Below are 11,611 nucleotides of genomic sequence, written 5' to 3' on the forward strand. Positions count from 1 at the left end.
TGCGACGGTCAGGAGCCCAATTTCACATGACAATTGAACCGAAAACTGAGCCGGAGCAGCACGCTTACGGCGCAGAGGACATCCAGGTTCTCGAAGGCCTCGAAGCTGTTCGCAAACGACCCGGAATGTACATCGGTTCAACCGGTCCACGCGGTTTGCACCACCTGGTCTACGAGATCGTCGACAACTCCGTCGACGAGGCCCTGGCCGGCTATTGCGACACCATTGACATCCGTATCCTTCCCGACGGCGCCGTGCGCGTGCAGGACAACGGTCGAGGTATCCCTGTCGATATCCACAAGGCGGAAGGCAAGTCCACCGTCGAGGTCGTCCTGACCGTGCTGCACGCCGGTGGAAAGTTCGGCGGCGGCGGTTACGCGGTCTCCGGAGGACTCCACGGCGTCGGCAGCTCGGTGGTCAACGCTCTCTCCAGCCGCCTCGAGGTCGAGGTGCGCCGGCAGGGCCATGTGTGGCGCCAGAGCTTCCACAACGGTGTGCCCAACGAGTCACTGCACCAGGACGAGGTCTCCGACGAGACCGGGACCACGATCACCTTCTGGCCGAGCGCGGAGACCTTCGAGACGACGGTCTTCGACTACGAAACCCTGCGCGCGCGCTTCCAGCAGATGGCGTTCCTCAACAAGGGCCTGCGCCTCACGCTCACCGATGAGCGTGCGGACAGCCTGGACACCGAGGACAAGCCGCTGCGCAACAGCTTCATGTACGAGCAGGGCCTGATGGACTACGTGGCCTACCTCAACCGGGCCAAGAAGGCCGAACTGGTCAACGAGGAGATCATCTCCTTCGAGTTCGAGGACACCGAGAAGAAGATCGCGCTCGAAGTGGCCATGCAGTGGACCACCGCGTACACCGAGAGCGTGCACACCTACGCGAACACCATCAACACCCACGAGGGCGGTACCCACGAAGAGGGCTTCCGCGCGGCGCTGACCACCCTGGTGAACAAGTACGCGCGGGAAAAAGGCATCCTGAAGGAGAAGGACGACAACCTCTCCGGCGACGATGTGCGCGAAGGCCTCACCGCGGTCGTCTCGATCAAGCTCGCCGAACCGCAGTTCGAGGGCCAGACCAAGACCAAACTGGGCAACACCGAGGCCAAGGCATTCGTGCAGCGGGTCGTCGGCGACCAGCTTTCCGACTGGTTCAACCGCAACCCGGTTCAGGCCCGCGAGATCATCCGCAAGTCGCTGCAGGCTGCGACCGCTCGGATGGCCGCCCGCAAGGCCCGCGAGACCGCCCGACGCAAGGGCCTGCTCGAGGGTGGCGGCATGCCGGGCAAGCTCAAGGACTGCCAGAGCAAGGACCCCGCCGCCTCAGAGATCTTCATCGTGGAGGGCGACTCGGCCGGCGGCTCCGCCGTGCAGGGCCGCAACCCGGAGACCCAGGCGATCCTGCCGCTGCGCGGCAAGATCCTCAACGTGGAGAAGGCGCGCCTGGACCGTGCCCTCGGCAACGCCGAAGTACAGGCGATGATCACGGCGTTCGGCGCCGGCATCGGTGAAGACTTCAACCAGGACAAGGTGCGCTACCACAAGATCGTGCTGATGGCCGATGCCGATGTCGACGGCCAGCACATCACCACCCTGCTGCTCACCCTGCTCTTCAGGTACATGCGACCGCTGATCGACCTCGGCTACGTGTACCTCGCGCAGCCGCCGCTGTACCGACTCAAGTGGTCCAACTCTGCCCACGAGTACGTGTACTCGGATGCGGAGCGGGACGCCCTGCTCGCCGACGGCGCGGCCGCCGGCAAGCGGATCCCCAAGGACAACGGCATCCAGCGCTACAAGGGCCTGGGTGAGATGGACTACAAGGAGCTGTGGGAAACCACGATGGCTCCCGAGTCCCGCACCCTGCTCCAGGTGACCCTGGACGACGCGGCAGCCGCCGACGAGATTTTCTCCACCCTGATGGGCGAAGACGTCGAATCCCGACGCAACTTCATCCAGAAGAACGCGAAGGACGTGCGTTTCCTTGACATCTGACGACACCACAGGCACCACGCCGGAAGCCCCCGACGCGGCCAGCGTCGCGGCAGCTGCCGCGCACCTCACCCAGCACGGCAAGATCGACCAGGTCGACCTGCAGCTGGAAATGCAGCGCTCCTACCTCGACTACGCCATGAGCGTCATCGTCGGGCGCGCGCTGCCGGACGTGCGTGACGGCATGAAGCCCGTGCACCGCCGCGTGATCTACGCCATGTACGACGGCGGCTACCGCCCCGACAAGGCGTTCTCCAAGTGCGCCCGCGTCGTCGGCGACGTGATGGGCCAGTTCCACCCGCACGGTGACTCCTCGATCTACGACGCCCTGGTGCGCCTGGTGCAGCCGTGGAGCCTGCGGTACCCGCTGGCCCTCGGCCAGGGTAACTTCGGCTCCCCCGGCAACGACGGCGCCGCCGCCCCGCGATACACCGAAACCAAGATGGCTCCGCTGGCCCTCGAAATGGTCCGCGACATCGACGAAGACACCGTCGACTTCCAGGACAACTACGACGGCCGGACCCTCGAGCCCACGGTGCTGCCCGCCCGCTTCCCCAACCTGCTGGTGAACGGCTCCGTCGGCATCGCCGTCGGTATGGCCACCAACATCCCGCCGCACAACCTGCGCGAGGTCGCCGCCGGCGCCCTGTGGTACCTCGAAAACCCCGATGCCAGCCGCGAAGAGCTGCTCGAAGCGCTGATCCAGCGCATCAAGGGCCCTGACTTCCCCACCGGCGCGCAGATCCTGGGCATCAAGGGCATCCAGGACGCCTACCGCACCGGCCGTGGCTCGATCACGATGCGCGCCGTGGTGAGCATCGAGGAACTGCAGGGTCGCACCTGCCTGGTGATCACCGAACTGCCGTACCAGGTGAACCCGGACAACCTGGCCATCAAGATCGCCGACCTGGTCAAGGACGCCAAGATCACCGGCATCGCCGACATCCGCGACGAGACCAGCGGCCGTACCGGTCAGCGCCTCGTCATCGTGCTCAAGCGCGACGCTGTGGCCAAGGTGGTGCTGAACAACCTCTACAAGCACACCCCGCTGCAGGAGAACTTCGGCGCGAACATGCTCGCGATCGTCGACGGCATCCCGCGCACCCTGGCCCTGGACGGCTTCATCACCGCCTGGGTGTCGCACCAGATCGACGTCATCGTGCGCCGTACCCAGTTCCGGTTGAACAAGGCCGAGGCGGATGCGCACATCCTGCGCGGCTACCTCAAGGCGCTCGACGCTCTCGACGAGGTCATCGCCCTGATCCGCCGCTCCCCCACCGTGGACGACGCCCGTGAGGGCCTGATGGACCTGTTGACGGTCGACAGGCTCCAGGCCGACGCCATCCTGACGATGCAGCTGCGCCGCCTCGCCGCTCTCGAGCGACAGAAGATCATCGACCAGGCCGCCGAACTCGAACTGCAGATCGTCGAGTTCAAGTCGATCCTGGCCAGCCCCGAGCGTCAGCGCACCATCGTGAGCACCGAGCTCGGTGAGATCACCGACAAGTTCGGTGACGACCGTCGCACCGAGATCATGTTCGGCTTCGACGGCGACATGTCGGTCGAGGACCTCATCCCCGAAGAGGAGATGGTGGTCACCGTCACCCGCGGCGGCTACATCAAGCGCACCCGCAGCGACAACTACCGCAACCAGCACCGCGGCGGCAAGGGCGTCAAGGGCGCCCAGCTGCGCGCCGACGACGTGGTCGAGCACTTCTTCGTCACCACGACCCACCACTGGCTGTTGTTCTTCACGAACACCGGCCGGGTTTACCGGGCCAAGGCCTATGAAGCTCAGGAATCCGGTCGGGACGCCAAGGGCCAGCACGTGGCCAACCTGCTCGCGCTGCAGCCGGGCGAGGAGATCGCCCAGATCCTGGACATTCGGGACTACGGCGTGGCCCAGTACCTCACCCTGGCCACCCGTGACGGCCTGATCAAGAAGACCGCGCTGAGCGAGTACGACACCAACCGCACCGGCGGCATCATCGCGATCAAGCTGCGCGAGGGCGACGAACTCGTCTCCGCGCTGCTCGTCGACGAGGATTCCGATCTGCTGCTGGTGTCGAAAAAGGGCATGTCCATCCGGTTCACCGCCTCCGACGAGGCGTTGCGCCCGATGGGCCGCAGCACCTCAGGCGTGATCGGTATGCACTTCCGTGGCCAGGACACCCTGCTGGACGCGTCCGTGGTCTCCGACGACGGGTTTGTGTTCGTCGTCACGGAGGGCGGCTATGCCAAGCGCACCGCCGCCGACCAGTACCGCCTGCAGAACCGCGGCGGACTGGGCATCAAGGTGGCCAAGTTGAACGATGACCGCGGCGATCTGGTCGGTTCTCTCATCGTCGACGAGGAGGACGAGGTCCTTGTGGTCCTTGCCAGCGGCAAGGTGGTACGCTCTGACGTCGCCGAAGTGCCGGCCAAGGGCCGGGATACCATGGGCGTCGTTTTTGCAAAGTTCGCGACCGAAGATCGAATCATCGCCATCGCGAAGAACACCGAACGCAATCTGGTCGCCCTCGAAATCGAGGCGGCCACCGAGATTGATTCGGGGAAAGTAGAATCAGCAGATGAGTAGTGTTGCCGAGAAACTGGCCAAAAAGTCGAGTCGGGGTGCAATGTCGTCCAAGCAGGTACGTCTGAAGCTCGTTTACATCGACTTCTGGTCGGCCGTCAAGCTGTCCTTCCTGATCGCCGTGTGCCTGGCCGTGGTGACCATCGTCGCCACGTTCCTCACCTTCACGGTGCTCAACGGAACCGGCATCTTCACCCAGATCGACGCCCTGTACACGGATATCGCCGGGAGCGCGTCTGAGCTCACGACGATCCTGTCGATCGGCAACGTGATGGGCTTCGCCGTGGTCGTCGCCGTCATCAACACCGTCGTCGTCACCGCGCTGGGCGCAATCTTCGCCGTGCTGTACAACCTGAGCGTCAAGGTCACCGGAGGCCTGCTCGTCGGATTCACCAACAACTGATGGATGTGTGCCCAATCGATGGTCGCTTGCGGCCTCGATTGGGACTTTTCGCCAGTTTCCGTTAGTCTGAAACCTGCCCAATGGGGGGATATAGCTCAGTTGGTTAGAGCGCTTCGCTGATAACGAAGAGGTCCCAGGTTCAAATCCCGGTATCCCCACGCAGTACGTAGACACCGTGTATGCACACACCGTTTACTTCATAGCCTTACATCTCCGCCAGATCCTCACCCGTGAAGATCCGGTTCGGGGCCATAGCTCAATTGGTAGAGCGCCTGCTTTGCAAGCAGGAGGTCCGGGGTTCGATTCCCCGTGGCTCCACAGAAGAAAACCCCCAGTCGGCACTGCCGGCCGGGGGTTTTCTCATTGTCCCCTTCCCTGTCCCCCAGTGGGCTTCAGCGGGCCTCTGTACATCGCAGGTCGCGCCCGGGCCTCCCGTGTCCATGTGGGCTTGCGCGTCCGCTCACACCAGCACTCAGCGCCGTTGAAGGTATGGTCGGGCGAAAGAGCACAGAAAAGGGCCCCCGTCGGATGACGGGGGCCCTTCTTCTGCACAGTGCGGGAGCTAGATGTCCGAGGACTTCTCGATCGGCGAGTCAAGCAGCGACTCGTCTTCGGAGACCCACAACTCGTCGTCGGCACGGAAGGTCTGCCAAATCGCGTAGGCAACCCCGGCGGCGGCGGCGATGCCGACTCCGATGGCGATGTACGTGCCCGCGCCCAGACCCTGCTTCTCAATCACGACGGGCTTCTGGAAGCGAACCCGGTTGAGAGCGGCGATACGCGCGTCCTTGGCGATATCCCCCACCGACATGACAGTGCCCAGTGCGGTTCCGATCCCCGGCAGAACCTTGTCAGTGACCTGGTGGCGAACGCCACCGGCAAAATCTTGGGTAGCGTGCACGCCGGGGAGCAGGTAGTGCTCGTATCCCTGGCGAACGCGGGGTACAACTTCTTCACGAGTGAGCACACCAGCCTGACGGCCGGCTTCACGTGCAATCTCGTTGGCGCGGTCGAGAACTTCCTGCTGATTACTCCACAGTTCGTCCGCGCTCTTGCGCAGACGAGTGAGTTCCTTTCGGCGCTTGCGTGACAGGCTCATCTGGACCCTCCATCGTTTCTTGTGGTGAACACTGCCCATCTTGCCACTGAATACCCTGTGAGCGCTCTGAATGCCTGACCGGCATACGGATTCGGATAAAGCTGCTGTGCAAGAATTGTCCCTATGTCTAAGCACACTGCCGTCGCCACGCTCAATACCACCCTCGGACCCATCAAGGTCAACCTCTTCGGGAACCACGCTCCGAAGACCGTCAAGAACTTCGTCGGCCTCGCCACCGGCGAAATCGAGTGGAAGCACCCGGCCACGGGAAAGACCTCCAACGACCCGCTGTACAACGGCACCGTCTTCCACCGCATCATCAAGGACTTCATGATCCAGGCCGGCGACCCGCTGGGCCAGGGCACCGGCGGACCCGGCTTCCAGTTCGACGACGAGATCAACCCCGAACTCGACTTCACCCAGCCGTACGTCCTCGCCATGGCCAACGCCGGCATCCAGGGCGGCCGGGGCACCAACGGTTCGCAGTTCTTCATCACCGTCGTGCCCACCACCTGGCTGCAGGGCAAGCACAGCATCTTCGGCGCCGTCGAGGACGAGGCGTCCCGTGCGATCGTCGAGCAGCTTGCTGCCGTTCCGACCGATGGCCGCGACCGTCCGCTCACCGACGTCGTCATCGAGAGCATCACCGTCGAGCAGGTCTAGGACCACCAGCTCATGAGCCTGCCCGGAACCGCCGCCAACTTCTGTTACCGGCATCCGGGCAGGCAGAGTTTTATCCTCTGTCAGCGCTGCGGACGCACCATCTGCCCCGAGTGCCAGACCCAGGCCGCCGTCGGTGTCATCTGCCCCGAGTGCATGCGGGAGCAGCGCCAGAGCGCGCCCCGCACCAAGTCGGCCGCCCGCACCCGGCTCGGCCGCATGACCGCTGCCGGCGAGCCGGTGGTCACCTATTCGATCATCGCCCTGACTGTGGTGGTTTTCCTGCTGCAGCTCGTTCCCGGGCTCGATGTCACCAACCGGCTGCTCTACGCCGGCCTGTACTCCTACCCGGTCGCCTTCGAACCGTGGCGGATGCTGACCAGCATCGTGGTGCACTCCACGGGGTTCTTCTTCCACGTGCTCCTGAACATGTACACCCTGTGGATCTTCGGCCAGATCCTCGAGCGGATGCTCGGACGCGGCCGATTCCTCACGCTCTACCTGCTCAGCGGCCTGGCCGGTTCACTGGGTGTGCTGTTCCTGGCCGACCCGCGCGTGGCCGTGGTGGGCGCCTCCGGGGCGATCTTCGGCCTGATGGGCGCGTTCCTGGTCATCCAGCGGAAGCTCGGCGGCAACGCCACCCAACTGCTGATCCTGGTGGGGATCAACCTGGTGATCGGCTTCCTGCCCGGGCTCAACGTCGCCTGGCAGGCCCACGTGGGTGGTCTCATCGGCGGTGCCGTCATCGGCCTGATCTACGTGCAGACCCGCCAGCGCAGTAAGCGCACCCTGCAGTTCGCCCTGATCGGCGGTTTCGCTGCGCTGCTGGTGGCGTTGAGCCTGACCAAGCTGTTCATCTAGACCACGTTTCCCCAGGGTTATCCACACCCCGGGAGAAAGTTATCCACAGGAGTTTCCACATTGGGGATAATTACACTGCTGTAATTGACTACCCGAACGGGTGGTTAATTCACGTGGAACGGGTGGTTAATTCACGTGGAACGGGTGGTGAACAACCGGGCTCAGCGCCAGCGGGTGGTCATCAGGAAGCCGATGAAGGCGATCCCGAAACCGACGAGGATGTTCCACGAGCCGAACGCCGCGACGGGCAGGGCGCCCTGGCTCACGTAGAAGACGATGATCCAGGCCAGCCCGATGAGCATGAAACCGAACATCACCGGCTTGAACCAGACGGCGTTCGGGGCTTCCTCGCCCGCGCGGGCCTCGGGGCGGGCGGTCTTGGTTCGGGGATTTGTGCGTGCCATGCCTGCGATTCTAGCGTCACTGCCTGCGCGGGCCTGCCGGAACTGTCGGCGGATCACCATGTGCGCCCCGATTAGAATCGACTGCATGACCGAGTCGGCCAAGACCGAAGTTCCGGCCCTGCGCGGGCGGAGAGCCCTTCGCGGGCCGAAGGCGCGGGTGCGCCCCCGGGTGAGCGTGTTCGGCGTCCTCGGGGAACTGCTGATCACGGGCGGCGTGCTCGTGCTGCTCTTCCTCGGTTGGCAGCTCTGGTGGAACGACGCCGTGATGGCTGCGTCCCAGTCCCGTGCGGCGGAGTCGATCAGCCAGGGCTGGGTCGAAGACGTCAAGCCGGACCCGGCACCGGCTCCGGCTGCCGAGGCGGGGTTCGGTGATCCCGTGGTTGCGACGGCCCCCGGTGATCAGACGGCCTTCGCCGTGCTGTACGTGCCGCGCTTCGGCGACACCTACAAGCGCACCATCGCCGAGGGCATCGGAACCAATGTACTGAACAGCCCCGACCTCGGCATCGGCCACTACCCGGGCACCCAGATGCCCGGTGAGGTGGGCAACTTCGCGATCGCCTCCCACCGCAGCGCCAATGGCGGCGGGATGCACCTGATCAACGAGCTGCAGCTGGGCGATGCGATCTACGTGCAGACCGCCGACGGCTATTACACCTACCGGTTCCGCGACATGGAGTACGTGCCGCCGAGCGCCGTCGAGGCCATCGCACCGGTCCCGCACGACCCAGACGGCACACCCGTGGACCGGCTGATCGCCCTCACCACCTGCAACCCGCTGTTGTCCACTGCGGAACGGATCATCGCTTACGGCGTGTTCGAGTCGTGGCAGCCGACCTCGGCCGGGCCGCCGGCCGAGCTGGCGGCGCTGCTCCCCGCCGCCTAGCGGCCCCTCCCTCCACCCGCGACACAGAAGACCGAAGGAACATCCGATGTACGCAGCAATCTGGCGCCTGATGCCCGGACCGGTCTGGGTGCGCATCCTGCTCGTTCTGGTGCTCCTGGCCGCAGTGCTTTATTCCCTCGCCACCTGGGTTTTTCCCTGGGTCGACACGATGGTCAACAATCAGGAAGTGACGGTGGGCGTCCCATGACCCGCATCCTTGTAATCGACAACTACGACAGCTTCGTCTACACCCTCAACGGATACCTGCGGGAGCTGGGCGCCGAGACCGAGGTCGTGCGTAACGACGCCTTCCCGGCGACGGAAGTGGCCGCCCGCCTCGCCGAGTTCGACGGGGTGCTCGTCTCCCCCGGCCCCGGCAAGCCCTCCGACGCCGGGGTCTCGATCGCCGCGGTGGAAGCGGCCCTCGCGACCAACCAGCCGTTGTTCGGGGTGTGCCTGGGCCACCAGGCCATCGCCGAGGCCTTCGGTGCGACGGTCACCAACGCCGAAGAGCTCATGCACGGGAAGACCTCGCAGATCATTCACGACGGCAGCGAGTTCTACGACGGGGTGCCCCAGCCCTTCACGGCCACCCGGTACCACTCCCTGGCCGTGGTGGACGGAACCGTCCCCAGCGATCTGGTGGTGACCTCGCGCACCCAGGGCGGAGTGATCATGGGACTGCGGCACGTCTCGGCACCGATCCTCGGGGTGCAGTTCCACCCGGAGTCGGTGCTGACGGAGGGTGGCTACCTGATGGTGGCCAACTGGCTGGCGCTGGCCGGCCTGCCGGATGCGCGCGAGAGGGCCAAACACCTCACCCCGATGCTCAAGCTCAACTGACGGCTCCGCGGCCTGAGGTGGTCCGGACAGGCTCGAGGGCGTGCCCAGTGCAGGTCGAGCCGGTCCAGGCCCGGTGAGACGGCCTGCGTGGCGTTGGCGGCTGGTCAGCCGGCGCAGTAGGTGAGGACGACCTCAGACTTCTGCGGCACATCGCCGGGTGGCAGCGACTGCTTGGTGACCGGTGAGCCGTCGGCGCTGTCACAGGTGTAGTCGGGCTCGAGCTCCAACTCCAATTGCGTGTCGTCGGATTGCAGGAGCGCGGTGGCCGCGGTGAGGGCCTGGCCGACGACGTTGGGCATGGTCACCAGGCCGCTGGACACCGTGAAGTCCACCGTGGAGCCGACCGGCGTCTTCTCTTCCGGAGCCGGGATGGTCTTCAGAACGATGCCCTCCGGAACGTCCGGAGAGTTCTCGGTGGTCACCGAGCCAGACACGAAGCCGCGTTCGGTGAGGAACGGTTCGGCCGCGGCGAACGGCTGCGTGGTGGTATCCGGCATATCGACGAGCTCAGCGCCAGACGACACGTAGACCTTGACGACGGTGGCCGGCGGTGCGATGGTGCCGGACGGCGGATCGGTGCGAATGACCTCGTCCTTGGCCACCGTGGGACTGCTCTCTTCGGCCTTTGTGGCTGCGAGATCCAATTCCAGCAGAGCATCCTGAGCATCGTCGTAGCTGAAGCCGGTGAGAACCGGAACCCGGCGGGACGTGTCGGGCAGGTTGTTGCTCGGGGTGAGGCTCAGCGCCCAGAACATCACGGCGATGACGATGACGATGACACTGACAATGCCGGCCCAGATCCAGATCACCGGGGGGCGACGCTGGGTACGGTCCATGGTCTGGTCTTCGGCCAGCTGTTTGAGGGCGAGTTCCGAACTCGATTCCACCTCTGGGGGCGCGCCGAACAGGCCGCCGGCGACATCGTCCGCCGGGCGCTTCACGGGAATGTGGCCGGCGCCGGCCGTTTCGACGTCATTGCGGAACTCGACGGCGCTCTGGTAGCGGCCGAAGCGGTCCTTGGCCAGGGCGTGTACCACCACGGTATCCAGCGCGGGGGACACCTTGGGGTTGATGGAACTCGGCTTGACCGGGGCTTCGCTGACATGCTGGTACGCCACGGCGACGGGGGTGTCGCCCCGGAACGGTGGGCGGCCCGTGAGCATTTCGAAGAGCACCACGCCGCTGGAGTACAGGTCGGTGCGGGCATCCACCGACTCGCCCTTGGCTTGCTCGGGGGAGAAGTACGAGGCGGTGCCGAGGATGGCGGTGGTCTGGGCGACCGTGGTGGCGGAGTCGGAGATGGCCCGGGCGATACCGAAGTCCATCACCTTGACCTGGCCGGCCTTGGTGATCATGATGTTGCCGGGCTTGATGTCCCGGTGCACCACACCGGCACGGTGCGAGTACTCCAGGGCGGTCAGGACCCCATCGATGATGCGCACGGCTTCGACGGAGTCGATCGGACCCTCACGGATGATGTCCTTGAGCAGACGCCCGTCGACGAACTCCATGATGATGAACGGGATCTGCGATTCGTTGCCGTTGTCCTCGGTAATGGTTTCTTCGCCGGCGTCGAAGACCCGAACGATCGTCGGGTGTGCCATTCGCGCGGCCGCCTGGGCTTCCTGGCGGAACCGGGTGCGGAAGGCGGGGTCGGCGGCGAGGGAGGACTTGAGGAGCTTGATGGCCACCGTGCGGCCGAGCCTGGAGTCGGTGCCGATGTGCACGTCGGACATGCCTCCGCGGCCGATCGACGCCCCCACGCGGTATCGACCAGCAAGCAGACGGCCCTCATCACTCAATGCAAAACTCCCTGCTCGCGGACAATGTTGATCATTTTAGTCAAGATCCGGTGGGCACCGGCGGGCGCCCACCGG

The 11,611-nt window shown here is 65.0% G+C and carries 11 protein-coding genes and 2 tRNA genes; 10 read left to right on the top strand and 3 right to left on the bottom strand.

All coding sequences use genetic code 11. The annotated features are described in order from the left end of the window. Nucleotides 1-26: 26 nt before the first annotated feature. The 5 genes from gyrB (at nucleotide 27) to RCH12_RS08065 (ending at nucleotide 5,299) form a co-directional block, all read left to right on the top strand. Entirely contained in the window at nucleotides 27-2,006 is a 1,980-nt protein-coding gene (gene gyrB / locus RCH12_RS08045) for a DNA topoisomerase (ATP-hydrolyzing) subunit B (protein ID WP_327016566.1), read from the top strand. 82 nt (nucleotides 2,007-2,088) lie between these two features. Next, entirely contained in the window at nucleotides 2,089-4,581 is a 2,493-nt protein-coding gene (gyrA, locus tag RCH12_RS08050) for a DNA gyrase subunit A (protein WP_241983703.1), read from the top strand. Further along, nucleotides 4,574-4,981 (top strand): DUF3566 domain-containing protein, encoded by a 408-nt coding sequence (locus tag RCH12_RS08055; RefSeq protein WP_088454787.1) that lies wholly within the window; start codon nucleotides 4,574-4,576, stop codon nucleotides 4,979-4,981. The genes gyrA and RCH12_RS08055 overlap by 8 nt, the downstream gene beginning before the upstream one ends. Nucleotides 4,982-5,065: 84 nt before the next feature. After that, nucleotides 5,066-5,139 (top strand) — tRNA-Ile (locus RCH12_RS08060). A gap of 87 nt (nucleotides 5,140-5,226) precedes the next feature. Further along, nucleotides 5,227-5,299, top strand: a tRNA-Ala gene (locus tag RCH12_RS08065). Between the two features lie 244 nt (nucleotides 5,300-5,543). Here the strand turns inward: RCH12_RS08065 and RCH12_RS08070 are convergent. Continuing rightward, on the bottom strand, nucleotides 5,544-6,080 hold the full coding sequence (locus RCH12_RS08070; RefSeq protein ID WP_088454788.1) for a hypothetical protein: 537 nt from the start codon (nucleotides 6,078-6,080) through the stop codon (nucleotides 5,544-5,546). 123 nt (nucleotides 6,081-6,203) lie between these two features. Between RCH12_RS08070 and RCH12_RS08075 the strand changes: the two genes are divergently transcribed. Then, nucleotides 6,204-6,743, top strand: coding sequence for a peptidylprolyl isomerase (locus tag RCH12_RS08075; protein WP_088454789.1), 540 nt, complete (start codon nucleotides 6,204-6,206; stop codon nucleotides 6,741-6,743). Between the two features lie 12 nt (nucleotides 6,744-6,755). Further along, nucleotides 6,756-7,601 (top strand): rhomboid family intramembrane serine protease, encoded by an 846-nt coding sequence (locus RCH12_RS08080; RefSeq protein WP_103429910.1) that lies wholly within the window; start codon nucleotides 6,756-6,758, stop codon nucleotides 7,599-7,601. A gap of 161 nt (nucleotides 7,602-7,762) precedes the next feature. Here RCH12_RS08080 and RCH12_RS08085 read toward each other — a convergent pair whose 3' ends face one another. Beyond that, on the bottom strand, nucleotides 7,763-8,005 hold the full coding sequence (locus RCH12_RS08085) for a cell division protein CrgA (protein ID WP_103429909.1): 243 nt from the start codon (nucleotides 8,003-8,005) through the stop codon (nucleotides 7,763-7,765). Nucleotides 8,006-8,090: 85 nt separating this feature from the next. On the opposite strand from RCH12_RS08085, the gene RCH12_RS08090 reads away from it, so the two are divergent. The 3 genes from RCH12_RS08090 to RCH12_RS08100 are packed head-to-tail and all read left to right on the top strand — an operon-like array spanning nucleotide 8,091 to nucleotide 9,734. Continuing rightward, nucleotides 8,091-8,891 carry a class E sortase gene (locus RCH12_RS08090; RefSeq protein WP_243399017.1) on the top strand — a complete coding sequence of 267 codons (801 nt, stop codon included), beginning with the start codon at nucleotides 8,091-8,093 and terminating at the stop codon, nucleotides 8,889-8,891. Between the two features lie 46 nt (nucleotides 8,892-8,937). Beyond that, a complete protein-coding gene (locus RCH12_RS08095; RefSeq protein ID WP_165787924.1) occupies nucleotides 8,938-9,099 on the top strand; it encodes a hypothetical protein in 162 nt (53 codons plus the stop codon). Next, nucleotides 9,096-9,734 (top strand): anthranilate synthase component II, encoded by a 639-nt coding sequence (locus RCH12_RS08100; RefSeq protein ID WP_327016567.1) that lies wholly within the window; start codon nucleotides 9,096-9,098, stop codon nucleotides 9,732-9,734. Before RCH12_RS08095 ends, RCH12_RS08100 begins: the two co-directional genes overlap by 4 nt. Nucleotides 9,735-9,838: 104 nt before the next feature. Here RCH12_RS08100 and pknB read toward each other — a convergent pair whose 3' ends face one another. After that, nucleotides 9,839-11,536: a Stk1 family PASTA domain-containing Ser/Thr kinase gene (pknB, locus tag RCH12_RS08105; RefSeq protein ID WP_327016568.1), complete on the bottom strand. Its 1,698-nt coding sequence runs from the start codon at nucleotides 11,534-11,536 to the stop codon at nucleotides 9,839-9,841. Nucleotides 11,537-11,611: the final 75 nt, after the last annotated feature.

Source organism: Cryobacterium sp. MP_3.1 (assembly GCF_035984795.1).
Taxonomy (GTDB): domain Bacteria; phylum Actinomycetota; class Actinomycetes; order Actinomycetales; family Microbacteriaceae; genus Cryobacterium; species Cryobacterium zongtaii.